Genomic DNA, 19,282 nt, shown 5'->3' on the forward strand with positions numbered 1-19,282 from the left:
AAATTCTGACAAAGTCATTTAAAGAAAAACTGAAGCAAGCTCCAGTCTCTGCCTTAATTAACACCATTTTAAGTGTTAATTGCTTTAAAGTTGTTCATAAATCTCGTTAATTAAGTTTTCTGTTTTATCCCAGCCAAGGCATGGGTCAGTAATTGATTTTCCGAAAACGATTGGTTCGTCCTGACGACCATCTTCCAGATAAGACTCAATCATGAAACCACGGACATATTTTTTAATCAGTGGATTCCATTGCCGATTAATCAAAGTTTGGCGGACAATTCGAATTTGTTCCAAATACCGTTTACCTGAATTATCATGGTTGGTATCAATCATGATAAATGGATTTTCCAGACCCATTTTTTCATAGGTCGCAATCGCATCTAACAAATCATCTGTGTAGAAGTTAGGAATATTTTTCCCATATTCATTCAAGGCACCACGTAAAATCGCATGCGCCAAAGGATTGCCCTCAGTTTCAACTTCCGCTCGATTAAAGAGGAAGTTTTGTGGTGCCTGTGCAGCATAAATCCCATTAAACATGATATTCAGATTTCCCGATGTTGGATTTTTCAAACCAACTGGTACGTCAATCCCAGAGGCGACAAAACGGTGCTGTTGATTTTCAACAGAACGCGCCCCAACTGCGATATAGCTGACCAAATCATCAACAATTCTCAGGTTTTCTGGATAAAGCATTTCATCGGCTGTCGTTAAACCAGTCTCAGTAATGACTTTATAATGCAATTCACGCACAGCCTTAATCCCATTTAAAAGATTAGGTTGTGCTGTTGCATCTGGCTGATGAATCAAGCCTTTATAGCCATCGCCATTGGTCCGTGGTTTTGCCGTATAAACACGCATGACCATGAAGATTTTATCTTTGACCGTTTCTTGCAATTTAGCCAAACGACGGGCGTATTCAAGTGCCGCTGCTTCATTATCAGACGAGCAAGGGCCAATCACTAACAAAACACGCTCATCTTCACCTTTGATAATGGCTTCCAACTCACGATCACGGGCTTCTTTCAAAGCTTTAGTTGCCTCTGAAAGTTTGCCTAATTCTTTGATTTCTGCTATCTCTAGCTTTTTAGAAATTTCTTTAAATGTCATTTATTTACTTTCAATCTTTAGCTGAGTAATCCGTCTTAGACTGCCTACTCTCAAGGAATCGTTTCGAAAACACCAAGGTACTTTCAAAAAACTTGCAACTAGCTTGTCATGTCATTAAGCGATTTTCGCGCGGCCATGACAATTTTTAAATTTCTTGCCTGAACCACATGGACATGGATCGTTACGTTTCACATTTGAAAAGTCGATCCCTGATGTTTCAGCGTTTGTCGCTGTTTCTGCTGAGCTAACATCTGTCAGATTTTCTAGCGAAGCCGTTGTCACGACTTTTGGTCCATTATCTTGTTGAATCGTTGTTTGCGGATGAATTTGTGCTTTCATCATCAAACGCGTCACTTCAAACTCGATGGCACCAACCATGTTATTAAACATATTAAAGGCTTCTTGTTGATATTCAACGAGTGGATTATTTTGCGCATAACCACGCAAGCCAACACTTTGACGCATTTGGTCTAATTGGTCAATGTGATCTGACCAGTTCGTATCAACTGTCCTGAGGATAACCGCTTGTTGGAAACTTAGTTGACGCTCAGGATCAGCTAACTTGGTCATTTGATCAGCATAGATTGCCTTGATTTTATCAATAATCAACTCTTTAACGGCAGATAAACTCAAGCCATCAAGATCAGTTGCTGTGATTGACTCATCTGGCAAGAAACTACTTTCTACTTGGACGATTAAGTCTTGTGTCCCTGTTTCATCTAGCTTACCTAAAGGCGCTTGTCCCGCAATGATGCGTTCAATCGTCCGTTCAAACATACCAAAAAGTTCTGGTGTCAAATCTTCTTTGGCCGTAATCACTTCATAACGCTGGTGATAAATTACTTCACGTTGTTCGCGAATGACATCATCGTATTGCAAAACTTGTTTCCGAGAATCGTAGTTATTCCCCTCAACGCGTTTTTGCGACGCTTCAATCTGATTGGTAATCATGCGCGATTTAATCACCGCATCTTCACCCTCAATTTTAAAGCGCTCAAGCACGGCAGCCACACGTTCGCTACCAAAACGACGCATCAAATCATCTTCAAGAGACAGATAAAATTGTGACACACCTGGGTCGCCTTGACGACCAGAACGCCCACGCAACTGATTATCAATCCGACGAGATTCGTGACGTTCCGTCCCGATGACAGCCAAACCACGATATTCTGCTTCTGGATGATCGACAACACCAGCACCTAACTTAATATCGGTACCACGTCCCGCCATATTGGTCGCAATGGTTACTGCACCCTTTTGACCGGCATTCATAATAATTTGAGCTTCCTTGAAGTGATTCTTAGCATTCAAAACTTCGTGGGGAATACCAGATTGAACCAGCTTTTGAGAAATGATCTCCGATGTTTCCACCCCAACTGTCCCGATCAAAATTGGTTGCCCTTTGTCATGACGATCTTTGACATCACGCACAACAGCCGCAAATTTTGATTCAATCGTTGGATAAAGCAAATCTGAATGATCCTCACGAATGACTGGCATATTGGTCGGAATCGGGATGATTTGCATATTATAAATTTCACGGAATTCTTCCGCTTCTGTTTTCGCAGTTCCTGACATCCCTGCCAATTTTTTATACATCCGGAAATAGTTTTGATACGTAATCGACGCCATGGTCTTAGATTCATCTTGGATTGGCACGCCTTCTTTGGCTTCAATCGCTTGATGGAGACCATCAGAGAAACGACGACCCTCCATGGCACGACCTGTAAATTGATCGACAATTAAAACTTCTTGATTTTCATCGACCATGTAATCAAAATCAAGCGACATGATATAGTTGGCACGCAAAGAATTATCGACAAAGTGCGTCAAGGCAGCATTTTCAAGATCATAGAGATTATCAATGGCAAAGAATTTCTCTGCTTTATCAATCCCTTCCTCTGTCAAACTAATTGTTTTTGATTGGACATCGATTTTATAATCATCGCCTTCTTCATAGTCTTCTCGCCCAGTCAAAGATTTGACGAATTGATCGGCACGATAGTAAAGGGCGCTTGAACTTTCTGCCTGACCTGAAATAATCAGTGGTGTCCGCGCTTCATCAATCAAAATCGAGTCCACTTCATCGACCAACGCAAAGCTCAACGGACGTTGCGACATTTCTTCGAATGTCGTCACCATGTTATCACGCAAATAGTCAAAACCTAACTCAGAGTTGGTCGAATAAGTAATATCGCAAGTATAGGCTTCACGTTTTTCAATCGCTGATTTTGTCGCCGAGTTAATCCCAACAGTTAAGCCAAGCCAGTTATAAAGTTCTCCCATTTCAGTCGCATCACGCGCTGACAGATATTCATTGACCGTGACAACATGGACACCCTCACCAGCTAAAGCGTTCAAATAAACTGGCATGGTTGCTGTTAAGGTTTTACCCTCACCAGTCCGCATTTCAGGGACATCCCCATTATGCAAGACAATCCCACCCATAATTTGGACATGATATGGAAAAAGACCTAGAATCCGTTTCGCGCCTTCACGGGCAACCGCAAATGCCTCATAAAGCAAGTCATCTAACGTTTCACCATTTTGATAACGTTGTTTAAATTCAGGTGTTTTGGCTTGAAGTTCAACATCAGACATGGCTGCATAAGCCGCCTCGTAGCTTTCAACTTTTTCAGCCATTTTATGTAATTTTTTTAATTGTTTTTTATCATTTTCAATTATTTTTTGAATAATGTTAGTCATTTCATCTCCTAAAGGGTCTTAGTCATTGTCTTAAAACAATGTACTCTTACCAATTCTACCATTTTATACCTTAAATTTCAATTACAAAAAATCGCCCCTCAAGGCGATTTTGAATTTCAAATATCAATTTGGATAAATGTAAGTCACAGCACCTGGACTAAACCAGCCACGGAAATTATCAACATATCTATTGCCAAGGTAATTTGATTCCATCACTTGAATTTGAGCACCATTAACTTCTATAACAACTGCAACGTGACCATAGCCACCTTGCCAGACAGCAATTGCCCCAACCTGCGGCGTAGAACCCGTACGGAAGCCAGCAGCAGCAGCTGATGCTGCCCATTGACCACCATTACCCCAGTTATTGCCTGCCCAAGGTGCAAGTTGTTTCGCTCCCCAAGTACATTCCCCTACTGGGTAAGTATTATTACCAGGCGGTGGTGTAGGTTTTGGAGGAGTTGGAATCGGTACATTTCCACCACCGTTGCCATCAGGGTTAGGAGCAGGAGTAACACCATTGTCAGCCTGTTCGGTTGCTTTAGCGTTATCTTGCGCGACTTGATCATTGTAGGCTTTTTCACGTGCTGCAGCTTCATCTGCAGCAGCTTGCGCTGCTGCTTTCTGCTCAAGAAGTGACGCTTTGTCCCCTTCAGCTGTTGCACGTTCTGCGGCTAAGTTTAATTGCGCAACTTTCAGCTGTGCTTGTTGTGTTTCAAGCGCCTTAGACTGATCCGCAATTTGATTCCGCAACTTGTAGGTTTCATCTGCTTTGGCCTGATTTGACTTCATCGTCTTATCTAGCTCTGTTTTAGCAGCTTCTTGCTGTTTCATCATGTCGTTATTGGCCTTGACAACCGTTCTCATCGCTGAGACGCGTGTCACGACATCAGACAAAGACTTAGAATTAATCACAGCATCCACATAAGAGGTCGCTGTGCCATCTGTTTGTGCTGAACGTGCTTGCGCTTTAAGCGCTTCATTACGTTCTTTAATTTCTTTATTTAATTCGCCAATTTTAACTCCTAGTTTTTCAGTCTCCTTCAACAAAGTAGCAGTTTCTTTTTCAAGGGTACTTTGTTTTGAGCTCAAGCTATCCACTTGTGTTTGAATACTAGAAACTTCTTTTTGAGCCGTTGCTTCAGCGGTTTTCGTCGAAGCAATCTTGGCATCCTGACTCGCAATTTTGTCGTCCGTTTCATCGGCCACAGCAACAGCTACTGTAGAGGCAGATGTTAAAACAACTGTCGATAATAAAAGCGCTGATATCATTTTTTTCTTCATATCGTTTTCTTTTTCCTCCAAAGACAATGCATTTTCGGTTCAATTTTAATTATACGCTTTCAAAGCACGTTTAATGTTACAATCATATTACAGTTTAGTTTTCATTTGTAACGCTTTCTTTGCTTTTGTTATCCCATAAAATTTTTCCAGGGGAGATTGTAGCACAATCGCAAAGAAGATATTGAGACACAAACTAGGTGCCATTTCATAGATAATATAATCTACAAAATTAAAGTTTGAAATTTGAAAGCCTAAAATCATGACACCTGATAAAAATTCAAAAGCTGTCACGATAATAATCACAGTAAAAATTCGCGTCAAGCGATTGGCAAAAACTGTTTGTCTAATATTATACAAAAAAAGTGCAATCAGCGGAAATAATAAGCTTGCGATGCCATAAATACCAATATAGTAGCTATCATAGAGCAACCCAATGACAAATGCAACGATAACCACATAATGATAGCTATGCTGCAAAATACTATAAGTCAAAAAAATCAGCAGGAGACAAGACGTCACGGTCGTCACATTCGTACTCAGCAAACGCGTCAACTGACCATCCAGCAACATCACAAATAGTAAGATAATAGGCGTAAAAAACTGAAAAGAGAACCGACTCATTTACTTCGCCTCACTTAAACTACGCTTGATGGCAAAAACAAAGCGGATATTATCAAATTGACTGGCGGGCTTGACATAGACTTCCCGATCCATCCCTTTTTGATTTTTTTTCTCACCGATAATGCTACCCACCAACAAATCAGCGGGTGAATTCCCGCCAAGGCCAGACGTCACAACCTGATCCCCCTTGGCGAACTGACTATCTGCAGAAATCTGTGTGATGATAAAGGCATTTTGCTGCGCATCATAACCTGTAATCAAGCCATAAACTGGGGTTTCTGCCGAACCCAGTCTAACTGGAATTTTATTTTCCAATACTTTATCTGATGTCAATAAAGCAACTTTAGACGTCGTCGTATTGACCTGCGTAATCCGGCCAACAACACCACCATTACTCATGATAATCATATCGTCTTTAAGCCCATCAGCTGAACCTTTGTCAATGGTCATCGTATCCCCCCAAGCATTGGGATTGCGGACAACAACATTTGATGCAACCTTCTCATAGCTTGTCAAGGTATTTTGCAAATCAAGCGCTGCTTTTAAGGCTTTATTTTCAGCTTTTAAGCTATCTAGTTCTGCTGCATTATCTGTCAAAGTCGTTACTTTTTTACTTAATTTGGCATTTTGTTGATAAGTTGATAGCAAGTTGCTAACTTCTGCTGCCTTATTTTCAAAAAAATTAAAAGGTGCCGCAATAATCCCATCTAAACCGCCGACCGTATCATTGACCACCATTGTCATTTCTGACGGCTTTTGATTATCCTTAAAATGGCGTGTCGAAATGATAATCGAAATACAAGCCGTTATCATCATGATGAGGGCGATAATAATGATTTTACTAATATTTATTTTTTTCAAGGGTGTCACTATCTCCAAGTCTGGTTAAACGCAAAACTTATCATTTGAAAGTTGCGCTTTGCTGAGTATACGCAATTAAGCAAATAAAGCAAACATTTTCTTTACTTAAATGAGTATATCTTTTATTTTCTACTGTTTTATTTTATCAAATTTTATCGAAATTTGATAGAATAGACTTAAGAAAATTAACGGAGAAAAATATGATTCCAACTTTTGGCAAAAAAATGGACTGCAAAGACTATCAAGCACGTTACGGTGTCTATGGCATCGTGGCGCGCAAGGACAACACCGAAATTTGTCTCGTTCAAGCACCCAACGGTGCTTATTTCCTACCGGGTGGCGAAATTGAATCAGGTGAAGATCATAAAAAAGCACTCATTCGTGAATTGCATGAGGAATTAGGGGCAAAAGCTAAACTTGGCAAATTCCTTGGGCAGGCAGACGAGTATTTCTATTCCTCTCATCGCGATACCTACTATTATAACCCAGCCTATATTTATGAAACGGTTGGCTATGAGGTGCTAGGTGCGCCTTTAGAAGACTGCAATCACATTGACTGGTTCCCAGTTGAGACAGCCATCAAAAAATTAAAACGCGGTAGTCATAAGTGGGGCGTTACCGCTTGGCAAGACTATCTGAAGACCTTATAAAAAAGCCTGTCCGACGACAGGTTTTATTTTTTGTTTCAATTTCAGTGTTTTCGATACGCTAAACTATAACATAAAGCGATCAATACCGCGCCACCTACGACATTGCCCAGATAAACGGGGATAAAGTTGTTCAGGAAATCCCACCATGTGGCCTGACCGACAAAAATCGTAAAAGGGATTAAAAAGCTATTGGCGACGCTATGCTGGAAACCGATGACGACAAAAGTCATCACTGGGAACCAGATGGCGAGAATCTTACCCGAGAAATCCTTTGCACCGTAACTCAGCCAAACGGCTAGACCAACGAACCAGTTACAGCCAATGCCTGAAAAAAAGGCGGTTAGAAAGTCAGCATTTAGCTTACCTTCAGCAACATGGAGCGCTTCTTTTAGCGCATCACCAGTCGTCAAGGTACCCGCTAGGACACCAAAAGCATAGGCGACAAAAATCGCACCCACAACATTAGCCAAAGTGATGACGACCCAGTTCGCCAGCAATTCAGATAAGGTCACCCGTTTTTTGAAATAGCCAGTTGCGACAGCCATCATGTTCCCTGTAATCAATTCTCCACCGGCAAGCAGGATAACAATCAGCCCAACTGGGAAAACTGCTGCACCGACAAAACCACCACCAACACGCAAGTAGGCCAGATAACCTAGGGAAATCATGGCACCCCCGATAAACCCTAAAATGAGTTTGGTGAGGAGTGGCTTATTGACCTTGACAACCGCAGTCGCTGCTGTTTGCTCAAGGATTTCTTCTGGAGTGTACATCAATTAAACTTAACCTTTTTCTAAATTAGCGTTATTATTAGCGTTGCTCTCAACTTATTTGTGAGTTTTTTACAACCGTTAAGCTCAATTTTACCTTAATTTGGAAACGATTTCAAGCTATTTTGTGATAATTTTCACACCGTTGTCTGAACGACCGACAATGACCGTTTTAACCATATCATTGAACAGACCATGTTCGACCACACCGACCGTTTCATCGAGCAATTTAGCAAGGCGAGCCGGCTCTTCTATTTTCTCTAAATATAAATCAATGATATGATTGCCCATATCTGTTACTAAGCGTTCGCCCGCATCATTCAGACGGAAACTCGGATTAAACCCTAATTTGTCAAATAAGCGGAATAATTGCTCGCAACCAAATTTGACGACTTCGACTGGTAACGGAAAAGCCCCTAAATGCTCGACCATTTTTGAGTCGTCCGCAATCCAAATATAGTCCTTGCTATAAGTTGCGACGATTTTTTCCATCAGCAGGGCTGCGCCGCCACCTTTGATACCATTTAAATCCAAATCCACTTCGTCTGCCCCATCAACCGTCAGGTCAATCGCAGCCACTTCATCAATATCTTTCAGTGGAATACCTAGTTCACGCGCTTGGGCTTGCGTGACACTCGATGTCGTCACACCAACAATCTGAAGATTTTCTTCTGCAACTCGGCGCCCCAGTTCCGCCACAAAAAACGCTGCTGTCGAACCTGTGCCTAGACCAACAACCATGCCGTCCTTAACAAATTTCGCCGCCTCAATACCAACCAGTTTTTTTAGATTATTCATACAGTCATTATACCACAGAATAGCAAGCGTTTTCTCTCTTTTTTCACAGTTTTATGTTAATCTACGCCATTAATTCCTAGCATTTACTTTTTTATCATTTTGTAGTAAACTATATCTAGTATCTAAAACTAGATGTTGTCGAAATAAACGTTAGAAAGAATATATCATATGTCTGAATCATTAATCGACTGGGGAAAAGAAATCGAGTCTGCTACCCTACCCCGTTGGGATGACTTACCCGATATCGAGCTGTATATGGATCAAGTCATCAGCTTGGTCGGTAAATATATCGCCCCCGTCTTGCCTAAACAAGAGCAGGCCTTACTTACCAAATCCATGGTCAATAACTATGTCAAGTTGGAACTCATCCCTGCGCCTGTCAAGAAAAAATATTCCCGTGTCCATCTGGCTTTCCTCATCGCTATTACCTTGCTCAAGCAAGTCCTGACCATTCCTGAAATCAAAACAGGCATCGTCTACCAAGGCCGCGTGAGTGGGACGCATGAGGCTTATAACATCTTTTGTCACGCGCTAGAAGAAGCTTTAAATGTTGTTGGCAAACAGGTGCAAGGCGTCGAAACTTCTGGCTTATTTTCAAAACAAATTTCACCAGAATATTTCATCGTCACTGCAGCCACTGCCTCACTTGCCGCAAAATTACTCGCCCAAAAAAATATTGAACTTGCTGAAGGTTTAAGCATTATGGAAAATAAGGAGATTTCAAATGTCGTCTGAAAAAATCGCAATTCTTGTTGACTCTGGGTGTGACGTGCCTGAAACACTCGCACAAGCAGATAATCTCTATGTCATTCCGCTCAAAATCATCTATCAAGATGCTGAATACACCGACAAACTAGATATTACCGCGGAAGAAATCTACGATCGCCTCCCAACCGAAATCCCTAAAACTTCTTTACCAGAAGGTGCTTATATCCAAACCGTCTTTGAACAAATCGTCGCCGATGGTTACGAAAAAGTTTTAGCGATTACCATTTCCAGTGGCTTGTCTGGGACTTTTAACTCAATCAGATTAGTCGCAGAAAATTTCCCGATGCTTGACACCTTTATGTTCGATACCAAAAATATTGGGATTGGTGCAGGCGCCCATGCCATTCGTGCTGCTGAATTGATTGACTCAGGTTCAAGTTTTGACGCGATTACGAAAATCCTCGCCAATGGTGTTAAAAATAGTAAAATTTTCTTCAGCGTTGCAACGCTTGAGTACCTCCAAAAAGGGGGGCGTATTGGGCTTGTCAGCTCCATTGTCGGCAATATGCTTAATCTCAACCCAATTATTTCTTGTAATGACGATGGCATTTACTACACCGTTGCCAAATCACGCGGTCGCAAAAAAAGCCTTGAAAAATCAGTCAAGTTAGTCAAAGACTTTGTTGGCAATCATCAAAAAGTTCGCTTGTTTGTTGCCCACGGCAATGCGGCCAAAGAAGCCTTGATTTTGGTTGATGCCTTAAAAGCAGCGATTCCTCAAGCCATTGACGTTTTGTATGGTCAAATTTCTCCCGCCCTTGTTGTGCATACCGGACCGGGGTTGATTGGGATTGGCGCGCATATTTTGGATTAATAAAAAAGCCCGCGGGCTTTTTTATTTGCTTTCCAGCCCCAACACAACACAATTGCTGTTTTCCTGATTTTGCGTTAAAATAAGACTATGACTAGCCAACACTATGCACTATTTGCGCAATACACACAGAGCTGGGAAAATCAAAACTTGCCCCAGTTTTTAGCTTGCCTAACCGATGATGTCGGCATTACGGAATGCTACGGTGCGACTTATGTCGGCAAAAACGAAGCACAAAAATGGTTTCAGCATTGGACAGCGCCTGCTGAAAATCAGGTGGTGAAATGGGACGTTCTCGCTAAATTTGAAGATAGCGCTAAAAACACCGCCTTTTTCAACTGGCGTTTTCACTATATTTATCAAGGCAAAGCAAGTATTTTTGAAGGCATCTCACAAGTCACTTTTTCAGAAACAGGAAAAATTGTCGAATTAAAAGAATACGAGATGACTTTTGATAAAACCAGACCTTATTTGACAGCAAACTAGAAACAGGAACAAGATGATTACAAAAGAATTTGATACAATCGCAGCCATCTCAACACCACTTGGCGAGGGCGCTATCGGCATCGTCCGTCTCTCAGGTAGCGACGCCATTGTCATTGCAGACAAAGTTTTTACAGGCAAATCTCTGGCCAACTGTGACAGCCATACACTCAACTACGGGCATATCACTGAAAACACGCGCATCCTCGACGAAGTCATGGTCGGCGTCATGAAAGCGCCCAAAACTTTCACCCGCGAAGACGTTGTCGAGATTAACACCCACGGCGGCATTGCTGTCATGAACGAAATTCTCCAACTTTTGCTCCGCAATGGTGCTAGAATGGCAGAACCGGGGGAATTTACCAAGCGTGCTTTTTTAAATGGTCGCATGGACTTGTCACAAGCTGAGGCTGTCATGGATATTATCCGTGCTAAAACAGACCAAGCCATGACTATCGCTGTTAAACAGCTCGACGGTAGCCTGTCAAACCTCATCAACAAAACGCGGCAAGAAATTCTCGAAACACTAGCCCAAGTTGAAGTCAATATCGACTATCCAGAATATGATGATGTCGAAGAAATGACGACCAGACTATTGCGAGAAAAAACGGCAGCCTTTCAAACCTTACTTGAAAACTTACTGAAAACAGCTAAACGCGGTAAAATTCTCCGTGAAGGTCTGTCAACGGCTATCATCGGTCGACCAAACGTTGGCAAATCGAGCTTACTCAACCATCTCTTGCGTGAAGAAAAGGCCATCGTCACAGACATTGCCGGCACCACACGAGATGTCATTGAAGAATATGTCAATATCAACGGTGTCCCTTTGAAACTTGTCGATACGGCTGGTATTCGCGATACCGATGACGTGGTCGAACGTATTGGCGTTGAACGCTCACACAAGGCACTAGAAGAAGCTGACCTTGTCTTGCTCGTCTTAAATGCCAACGAACCATTGACTGAGCAAGACCGTCAGTTATTAGCGCTTAGCGAGGACAGTAACCGCATTGTCTTGCTTAATAAAACAGATTTACCTGAAAACATTGACACAGCAGACCTGCCTAACGATGTCATCAAAATTTCCGTTCTTCAAGACACTAACATTGACAAAATCGAAGCTAAGATTAACGCGCTTTTCTTTGAAAATGCAGGCATTGTTGAGCAAGATGCAACTTACTTATCAAATTCTCGTCACATTGCTTTAATTGAACAAGCGCTTGAGGCTTTGACTGCGGTCAATGATGGCCTTGATGCAGGCATGCCTGTTGATTTGGTGCAAGTCGATATGACACGGACTTGGGAAATCCTTGGGGAAATTACTGGGGATGCTGCCCCTGATGAATTAATCACACAACTCTTTAGCCAGTTCTGTTTAGGAAAATAAAAAATGCCAACGACGGCGTTTTTATTTATTTCTTTTTCGCAGCATGATTTAAAACGGTCACAAATACTTTTTTAAAGACACGCGGACAACTTCTAGCTAGCCAAACCATCGCACGGTCACTCAAAGCATGGAAATAACGTCGTTTAGGATGCCTGTCAGTTGCTGCCTTGTAGAAGACTTTTGCCAAGTCTTCAGAACTGGCGCTAACTGCGCTTTCATTTGCCATCAGCAAGGCTGAGACTTTATCTACTGATGTTGTATAAACAGAATCCGGCTTCAAATTTTCTCTAGCATGTCCCAAGGCAATCTCGCTCCAAGCAGACTGCGTGCCACCAGGTTGCACGACGATCGAGCGCACGCCAAATGGGGCAATTTCGATGTCCAGCGAATCACTCCAATGTTGCAGAGCCGCTTTTGTCGCGTGGTAATAAGCGCCCAAAGGCATGTAAACATCGCCACCAATCGATGAAATATTAATAATTCGGCCAGATTTCTGCGCGCGCATAATCGGTAGCACGAGCTGCGTCAAGTCGGCTGCCCCAAAGAAATTCGTTTCAAACTGCCTTCTAGCATGCTCAAGCGGAATATCTTCGACTGGGCCATACTCGCCATAGCCCGCATTGTTAATCAGGACATCAATTCGCTTCTCTTTTCGAAAAATTGCTTCAATAAAGGCTTGGTTAGCCGCGTGGTCTGTCACATCTAATTTAAGGGCGTGAATATGCTCAGCAGTTGGTATTTTTTCAACACGCCGCGCACCGCCATAGACAATCCACCCCTGTTTCGCAAATAGCTCAGCAGCAGCAAATCCCATCCCATTACTAGCGCCCGTAATGGCGACTACTTTTGTCATCTTTTCTCTCCTCTATTTAGCTATTAGCCTTATCCATTAATCAAAACCGGCAACATCAGCCAAATCTGACAACATCACTTGATAATCAGGCTTTTCAGACCAGTGGGCGTCTTTAAAGATAGCCACCGCCTCTTGTCTGGCGACTTCTAAAATAGGATAATCATTGACAATATCAGCAACTGAAAATTCAGGCAAACCTGATTGGCGTGTCCCAAAAATCTCGCCACTCCCTCGCAGTTTCAAATCTTCTTCTGCCAAGACAAAACCATTTTGCGTTTCTGTCATGATTTGCATCCGACGTTTTCCCGTTTCAGACTTGGGATTGGCGACCAAAATCGTGTAAGATTTTTTCTCGCCACGTCCGACACGCCCACGTAGCTGGTGGAGTTGAGATAGACCAAAGCGGTCTGCATCAATCATCACCATAATCGTCGCATTGGGCACATTGACCCCAACTTCGATGACCGTTGTCGAGACTAAAACATCATATTTCTTTGCCTTAAAATCTGTCATAATCTGATCTTTTTCAGCATTTTTCATCTTGCCATGGAGCAGGGCGACCTTTGCTGTCAAGCCAAAAAACGCCTGTAATTCTGCAAACAGCTCCGTCGCATTTTTTAAATCTAGCGCTTCACTTTCTTCAATCAAGGGCGAAATAAAATAAACCTGAGCACCTTTCCCCACCTCATCTGCAATCCACGGCAAAATTTGTGGCGTTAATTGCTCATGCTTGACCCAGCGCGTCGTAATCGGCTTTCGTCCTGCGGGCAACTCGTCGATAATCGACACATCCATATCTCCAAAGGCTGTAATCGCAAGCGTCCGAGGAATCGGCGTTGCCGTCATCATCAGGACATCGGGATTTTGCCCTTTTTCCCGAAAGACCTTCCGCTGGTTGACCCCGAAACGATGCTGTTCATCCGTAATCACAAGCCCCAGATTCTGGTAGCCTACCGCCTCCTGTATCAGCGCATGCGTCCCCGTAATCATCTGAATGCGACCATTTTCAAGACCCGTCAGCACCTCGCGCCGTTCCGCAGCCTTCATCCCACTCGTCAGCAATCCCACCGTCAGCTCAGGAAAGAGCGCCTGCAGGCTTTCATAGTGCTGGTGCGCCAGAATCTCCGTCGGCACCATCATCGCCGCCTGAAAGCCCGCTGTCACCGCTGCATACATGGCAAGGCTCGCCACCGCCGTCTTTCCGCTCCCCACATCGCCCTGCAAGAGCCGATTCATATGATAAGGACTCGCCATATCTGCCAAAATCTCACGCAAGGACTGGTCTTGCGCCTTTGTCAAATGGTAGGGCAGTTGTCCGGTTTTGTCTGCTATTTGAGCAGCGTTGTACGTGATAACCAGTCCTTGTGTCAGCGACTTCTCTTTGTAACGCAGCGCCTGTAATTTCATTTGGAAATAGAACAATTCCTCAAACTTCATGCGACGTAAGGCTTGCTGATGCGCGATTTCATCAATCGGAAAGTGCATATCATGAACCGCCGTTTTACGATCAACCAAACGATACTTTTGCAGCAACTCAGTCGGTAAATTCTCAGCAATCAACTCCCCAACGCCTGTTTCAAAAACAGACTGCAGTAGATTAACCAGCGCCGATTGTTTGACCCCCTGCATAACATGATAGACCGGCTGAAAACTATTGTCAACCTGCGCTAAAATCTTCATGCCTGTCACACTCAATTTCTTGGCATCCCATTTGCCATAAATGGCAATCTCAGCATCCAGCTCGACCTTATCTTGCAAATAAGGCTGATTAAAAAAGCTGACTGAAATGACAGCTTCATCCTGCTTGATTTTAAAGGTGAGGCGATTACGGCGCGCGCCATAATAACTGACATTAGCTGGCGTCACCACTCGACCGACAATCGTTGTCTTTTCGCCATCCATCAGTTCAAAAATGGACTTTGACGAAAAATCATCATAGCGAAAAGGAAAGTAAAGCAATAAATCTTGCACAGTAAAAATACCCAGCTGATGGTATCGCTCGGCAGACTTCGGCCCCACACCTTTCAGAAATTGTATTGAATCCGTTAGTTTCATATGTCTATTTTATCATTTTAGCCTTGGAAATACTTGTAGAACTTGCTGAACTACTGTTTCTGGTGATAAGTGACTATTATCAATTTTTAACACCTGCACCTCTGGGAAACTTTCGGCAAGTTGGTTTTCTTTAGATTCTAACTGATAATTGACCGCCGATTGCTCTAAATCTTGCATCGAAAAAGCCAAATCTCTTTTAGAAGGTTTCGCTGCTAAGCGTTCTGGATGCGTGTTTCGTACGCGGCGCTCACTCATCTCTGCCACCAATTCGACAAAATAAACCGACTCGCTAGCATTCAGAAAAATAGCTGCAATCTCTGAAAGAAAAGCTAAATCTTCGTCTGACGCAAAATCAATCATAACCGTGAAAATCAAATGGTTAACTGGATTAGTTGTTAAATTATTAACAAAAGATTGAAATAAACTTTTCCGCAGTTCATCTGACAACTGAAAAGTTGTCGGTGTATAGCCTAGAAAATTAGCAAATAAATCAATCGTTTGATGATTATACAACAACTTACCATCTATCTGTTTTTCGAGTTCACGACCAACCGTCATTTTCCCCACCGCCTGAGCGCCGATTAGGACAACTAAACTCATAATAACTTTCTCCTTTCTGCGTTTTCACTTCGTGAAATCTTGAAACTTGACCTACGCTAACGCTCGGCCCAAGCGGGATCATTCGCGAACTTTTGTCCGATCAAAGGCTTTAACAAAAAAGCGAGAAATTCGATTTCTCACTTGAGCGACGCTTATTGACCGTATAATTCTTGAAGTGGTTTAAAGACGATATCTTGTAAATCACTCGTAATCGTTTGTAAAACTTGTTCCTTAGCCAGTAAGTCTGACATAATCGGATTAGCTTGCAGTTCAGCAAAAAGCGCCTGTGCTTCATTTTGTTGTTCTGGCTCTAAAATTTGCCCCATTTGCATTTTCGTTTGGATGTCGATAAATTTCGCATACAGAGCGCTTGCTGCTTCATCAGCTTTAACTGCGGCAAGTGCTGTCACAACTGCTTGGTATTCAGGTAAAGCACGAAATTCACGTTCGAGTTGGTTCATGGTATCATAAATATTCATTGAAGTCTCCTTTTTCTTATCTCCATTATATCAAAAAAGCGGCCATCTCTGCACGCTTTCAAGTTTTAACCTTTCTTAACGACTGAGCCTTTCAAGCCAATCGCCCCAAAACCGTCAATTTTAGCATCGATGAAATGACCATTTTTACCATTTTCATTGATTCTGATATTCTTCGCTTTCGTCCCTTTTTTAATGGGTTTAGGCATCCCTTTAACTGGCAAATCTTGAACGATAATCACATCATCGCCGTCTGCTAATTCAGTTCCGACTGAATCTAGAACAACAAACTTGTCACTTGCGTTATCAATATCAGCTTGTGTAAAGTCATTGCCACATTCTGAACAACCAAAAGTTGTATCAGATAATTCATAAGTAAATTCACTGCCACAATGCGGGCATTTAGGTAATGTCATTTTTCTTCCTTAATCTATATTTCTCTTGGTACAAAAAAACGGGGAATTTACATTCCTCGTTTTCCCAATAACTAAATAGTCTCATTTAGAATTTGCTCGGCAAGAGCTAGAAAATAGATAAAATCTCTCCGAAAGCCAAAGCTTTCTCCTAGACTTTCCTAATTTCTACGCCCCAAACGCCTCGCACATTACCATGCTATTATTTAGCGATTGATGCAAAGTATTCAAGTGTACGAACAAGTTGTGAAGTGTAAGACATTTCGTTGTCGTACCATGATACAGTTTTAACCAATTGTGTACCGTCAGCAGCTTCAGTCACTTCTGTTTGAGTTGCGTCAAACAATGAACCGAATGAGATACCAACGATATCAGATGAAACGATTTCATCTGTGTTGTAACCGAATGATTCAGTTGCAGCAGCTTTCATTGCAGCATTGATTTCTTCAGCAGTTACTTTTTTGTCAAGAACAGTTACAAGTTCAGTCAATGAACCAGTTGGAACTGGAACACGTTGTGCATGACCTTTAAGTTTACCGTTCAATTCAGGGATAACAAGACCGATAGCTTTAGCAGCACCAGTAGAGTTAGGCACGATGTTTTCTGAAGCAGTACGTGCGCGACGGAGGTCACCACCACGGTGAGGACCATCAAGCGTCATTTGGTCACCAGTGAAACCGTGAACAGTTGTCATTGTACCAACTTTAAGACCAAAGTTTTTGTTCAAAGCATCAGCCATAGGTGCAAGACAGTTAGTTGTACATGAACCAGCAGAAATTACTGTTTCAGTACCGTCAAGTACGTCATGGTTAGTGTTGAAAACAACTGTTTTAACATCAGAGCCACCAGGTGCAGTGATCACAACTTTTTTAGCACCATTAGCATGTAAATGTTTTTCAGCAGCTTCTTTAGTTGCAAAGAAACCAGTTGCTTCAAGAACGATTTCTACACCATCAGCAGCCCAATCGATGTTTGCAGGATCAGATTCTTGAGAAACTTTGATGAATTTACCGTTTACGTCAAAACCGTTTTCTTCAACTTCAACAGTTCCGTCGAAACGGCCTTGAGTTGTATCGTATTTCAACAAGTGTGCAAGCATAGCAGGGTTTGTCAAATCATTGATACGTGCAACTTCAACACCCTCAACATTTTCGATACGACGAAGTGCAAGACGACCAATACGGCCGAAACCGTTAATACCAACTTTAACTACCATTTTGTAGAAATCCTCCTTATGGAATTCAGTAATTTTTTATGAGGTGTCAAACACCTCTAACAACTGAAAGTTAAACATTTAACTTACATTACAATCATACCTTTTTTATCGCATTTATGCAAGAAGAAACACTATTTTTAACGGTTAATTGTTTTATAACAGATTTCAAAAAAAGCGCATATCAAGCGCTTTTAACATATTTATTTCATCTGTATTAGATTACTTTCCGAACAATTTTGCAAAAAAACCTTTTGATTTTTCTTGTTCTAACTCAATTAAAGTTTGTTCACGTTCGGTTAAAGCTTTCGCCGTCAATTGTTGCTGCTGATCCAACTGTTTATCTTTCTCAGCAATCTGTAAATCCTTCATTGCAATCTGCTCTGATAACCTTGTAATTTCAGTATTTTTATCCTCAATTAACTGTGAAATAATCTTGTCAAAATCAATATTAATCGCATTTTTATCTGACAACTTTTCTGTGGTACTCTCGTCTTCTAAAATGACTTTACCATAATGGGTTTCTAATTGCTTAATCCCTGCTTCATTAACAACCGTAACGCCCCGATCATTCTTTGCTAAAAATTCTTCCTCAAGCTTTTTAATACGGTTATTCATCGCCTGACGCGTCACCCCAAATGCTTCAGACAATTCCGTTACAGTCATATTTTTCATGTTATTTCTCCATTGATTTTCTAGCTTTATTTCATTATAACAAAAAATGCCCATAAAATCTGACTTCTCTCTTATAAGTAGAGATAACTCAACGCAAATCAAGAAAAAAAAACCATTGAAAATAATTTTCAATGGTTTTAATCGAATCTGCTATACCGGCGGCCGGGGTCGAACCGGCACGTCCGTGAAGACACTGGATTTTGAGTCCAGCGCGTCTGCCAATTCCGCCACGCCGGCAAATTCTATTATGGAAAGCTCCAATAAACTGGGGTAGCTGGATTCGAACCAACGCATGAGGGAGTCAAAGTCCCTTGCCTTACCGCTTGGCTATACCCCAATAATACTAATGAAAGGCGGTCGACGGGAATCGAACCCGCGAGTGTCAGCGCCACAAGCTGATGTGTTAACCACTTCACCACGACCGCCATATTTCAAACACGGGCAGCAGGAATTGAACCCACACCAAAGGTTTTGGAGACCTTTGTTCTACCTTTAAACTATGCCCGTAAAGGTAATATGGAAGGGGAGGGATTCGAACCCCCGAACCCGAAGGAGCGGATTTACAGTCCGCCGCGTTTAGCCACTTCGCTACCCTTCCAAATTATTTAATTTTCATTAGATCAAAGACCTAATGGGAGTTGAGGGGTTCGAACCCCCGACCCTCTGCTTGTAAGGCAGATGCTCTCCCAGCTGAGCTAAACTCCCAAGGGATAGGAGTTCAGCCCAACTGCCCTGTTTCTACGGTTGCGAT

The 19,282-nt window shown here is 42.2% G+C and carries 18 protein-coding genes, 6 tRNA genes and 2 pseudogenes; 5 read left to right on the forward strand and 21 right to left on the reverse strand.

What is annotated here, in order from left to right:
• Positions 1-84: 84 nt before the first annotated feature.
• The 6 genes and pseudogenes from RsY01_RS10265 to mreC all read right to left on the reverse strand — a co-directional run bounded on the left by RsY01_RS10265 (position 85) and on the right by mreC (position 6,582).
• Positions 85-1,110, reverse strand: coding sequence for a 3-deoxy-7-phosphoheptulonate synthase (locus RsY01_RS10265; protein ID WP_094785444.1), 1,026 nt, complete (start codon positions 1,108-1,110; stop codon positions 85-87).
• A 114-nt stretch (positions 1,111-1,224) separates the two neighbouring features.
• Positions 1,225-1,311: pseudogene (locus RsY01_RS11150) on the reverse strand (SEC-C metal-binding domain-containing protein); the annotation flags it as partial.
• Positions 1,312-1,424: 113 nt separating this feature from the next.
• Positions 1,425-3,816: pseudogene (gene secA / locus RsY01_RS10270) on the reverse strand (preprotein translocase subunit SecA); the annotation flags it as partial.
• Between the two features lie 123 nt (positions 3,817-3,939).
• A complete protein-coding gene (gene pcsB / locus RsY01_RS10275) occupies positions 3,940-5,100 on the reverse strand; it encodes a peptidoglycan hydrolase PcsB (protein ID WP_094785446.1) in 1,161 nt (386 codons plus the stop codon).
• Positions 5,101-5,187: 87 nt separating this feature from the next.
• Complete coding sequence (gene mreD, locus RsY01_RS10280) at positions 5,188-5,721, reverse strand: rod shape-determining protein MreD (RefSeq protein WP_094785447.1); 534 nt, start codon at positions 5,719-5,721, stop codon at positions 5,188-5,190.
• Positions 5,722-6,582 carry a rod shape-determining protein MreC gene (mreC, locus tag RsY01_RS10285; RefSeq protein WP_094785448.1) on the reverse strand — a complete coding sequence of 287 codons (861 nt, stop codon included), beginning with the start codon at positions 6,580-6,582 and terminating at the stop codon, positions 5,722-5,724.
• Positions 6,583-6,782: 200 nt separating this feature from the next.
• On the opposite strand from mreC, the gene RsY01_RS10290 reads away from it, so the two are divergent.
• Positions 6,783-7,232 (forward strand): NUDIX hydrolase, encoded by a 450-nt coding sequence (locus RsY01_RS10290; protein WP_094785449.1) that lies wholly within the window; start codon positions 6,783-6,785, stop codon positions 7,230-7,232.
• A gap of 41 nt (positions 7,233-7,273) precedes the next feature.
• Here RsY01_RS10290 and RsY01_RS10295 read toward each other — a convergent pair whose 3' ends face one another.
• Positions 7,274-8,005 carry a formate/nitrite transporter family protein gene (locus RsY01_RS10295; protein WP_094785450.1) on the reverse strand — a complete coding sequence of 244 codons (732 nt, stop codon included), beginning with the start codon at positions 8,003-8,005 and terminating at the stop codon, positions 7,274-7,276.
• Positions 8,006-8,122: 117 nt separating this feature from the next.
• Positions 8,123-8,800 carry a ribose-5-phosphate isomerase RpiA gene (rpiA, locus tag RsY01_RS10300; protein WP_094785451.1) on the reverse strand — a complete coding sequence of 226 codons (678 nt, stop codon included), beginning with the start codon at positions 8,798-8,800 and terminating at the stop codon, positions 8,123-8,125.
• 168 nt (positions 8,801-8,968) lie between these two features.
• On the opposite strand from rpiA, the gene RsY01_RS10305 reads away from it, so the two are divergent.
• The 4 genes from RsY01_RS10305 (at position 8,969) to mnmE (ending at position 12,246) form a co-directional block, all read left to right on the forward strand.
• On the forward strand, positions 8,969-9,535 hold the full coding sequence (locus RsY01_RS10305; protein WP_094785452.1) for a DUF1836 domain-containing protein: 567 nt from the start codon (positions 8,969-8,971) through the stop codon (positions 9,533-9,535).
• Complete coding sequence (locus tag RsY01_RS10310) at positions 9,525-10,382, forward strand: DegV family protein (protein WP_094785453.1); 858 nt, start codon at positions 9,525-9,527, stop codon at positions 10,380-10,382. Before RsY01_RS10305 ends, RsY01_RS10310 begins: the two co-directional genes overlap by 11 nt.
• 87 nt (positions 10,383-10,469) lie before the next feature.
• The gene (locus tag RsY01_RS10315; protein ID WP_094785454.1) at positions 10,470-10,865 is read left to right on the forward strand and encodes a nuclear transport factor 2 family protein; all 396 of its coding nucleotides are present in this window, start codon (positions 10,470-10,472) and stop codon (positions 10,863-10,865) included.
• Positions 10,866-10,878: 13 nt separating this feature from the next.
• On the forward strand, positions 10,879-12,246 hold the full coding sequence (gene mnmE, locus RsY01_RS10320) for a tRNA uridine-5-carboxymethylaminomethyl(34) synthesis GTPase MnmE (protein ID WP_094785455.1): 1,368 nt from the start codon (positions 10,879-10,881) through the stop codon (positions 12,244-12,246).
• A 25-nt stretch (positions 12,247-12,271) separates the two neighbouring features.
• On the opposite strand, the gene RsY01_RS10325 is transcribed toward mnmE, so the two are convergent.
• From RsY01_RS10325 to RsY01_RS10385, 13 genes are all read right to left on the reverse strand, one after another.
• Complete coding sequence (locus tag RsY01_RS10325) at positions 12,272-13,099, reverse strand: SDR family NAD(P)-dependent oxidoreductase (RefSeq protein WP_094785456.1); 828 nt, start codon at positions 13,097-13,099, stop codon at positions 12,272-12,274.
• Between the two features lie 36 nt (positions 13,100-13,135).
• Positions 13,136-15,154, reverse strand: a complete 2,019-nt coding sequence (recG, locus tag RsY01_RS10330; protein ID WP_094785457.1) for an ATP-dependent DNA helicase RecG — start codon at positions 15,152-15,154, stop codon at positions 13,136-13,138.
• Positions 15,155-15,166: 12 nt separating this feature from the next.
• Entirely contained in the window at positions 15,167-15,754 is a 588-nt protein-coding gene (locus tag RsY01_RS10335; protein WP_094785458.1) for a DEAD/DEAH box helicase family protein, read from the reverse strand.
• A gap of 152 nt (positions 15,755-15,906) precedes the next feature.
• Positions 15,907-16,233, reverse strand: coding sequence for a YlbF family regulator (locus RsY01_RS10340; RefSeq protein WP_094785459.1), 327 nt, complete (start codon positions 16,231-16,233; stop codon positions 15,907-15,909).
• 65 nt (positions 16,234-16,298) lie between these two features.
• Complete coding sequence (locus RsY01_RS10345) at positions 16,299-16,646, reverse strand: zinc ribbon domain-containing protein YjdM (RefSeq protein ID WP_094785460.1); 348 nt, start codon at positions 16,644-16,646, stop codon at positions 16,299-16,301.
• 199 nt (positions 16,647-16,845) lie between these two features.
• Positions 16,846-17,859, reverse strand: coding sequence for a type I glyceraldehyde-3-phosphate dehydrogenase (gene gap, locus RsY01_RS10350; protein ID WP_094785461.1), 1,014 nt, complete (start codon positions 17,857-17,859; stop codon positions 16,846-16,848).
• Between the two features lie 219 nt (positions 17,860-18,078).
• Positions 18,079-18,531, reverse strand: coding sequence for a DUF536 domain-containing protein (locus RsY01_RS10355; protein WP_094785462.1), 453 nt, complete (start codon positions 18,529-18,531; stop codon positions 18,079-18,081).
• 153 nt (positions 18,532-18,684) lie between these two features.
• Positions 18,685-18,768: transfer RNA gene (locus RsY01_RS10360), tRNA-Leu, on the reverse strand.
• A 28-nt stretch (positions 18,769-18,796) separates the two neighbouring features.
• A tRNA-Gln gene (locus tag RsY01_RS10365) sits at positions 18,797-18,868 on the reverse strand.
• 15 nt (positions 18,869-18,883) lie between these two features.
• Positions 18,884-18,956: transfer RNA gene (locus tag RsY01_RS10370), tRNA-His, on the reverse strand.
• Between the two features lie 11 nt (positions 18,957-18,967).
• Positions 18,968-19,038, reverse strand: a tRNA-Trp gene (locus tag RsY01_RS10375).
• Between the two features lie 10 nt (positions 19,039-19,048).
• Positions 19,049-19,129: transfer RNA gene (locus RsY01_RS10380), tRNA-Tyr, on the reverse strand.
• Positions 19,130-19,163: 34 nt separating this feature from the next.
• Positions 19,164-19,236, reverse strand: a tRNA-Val gene (locus RsY01_RS10385).
• Positions 19,237-19,282 lie beyond the last annotated feature (46 nt).

This window comes from Pseudolactococcus reticulitermitis, assembly GCF_002260845.1.
In the GTDB taxonomy this organism is placed as follows: Bacteria; Bacillota; Bacilli; order Lactobacillales; family Streptococcaceae; genus Pseudolactococcus; species Pseudolactococcus reticulitermitis.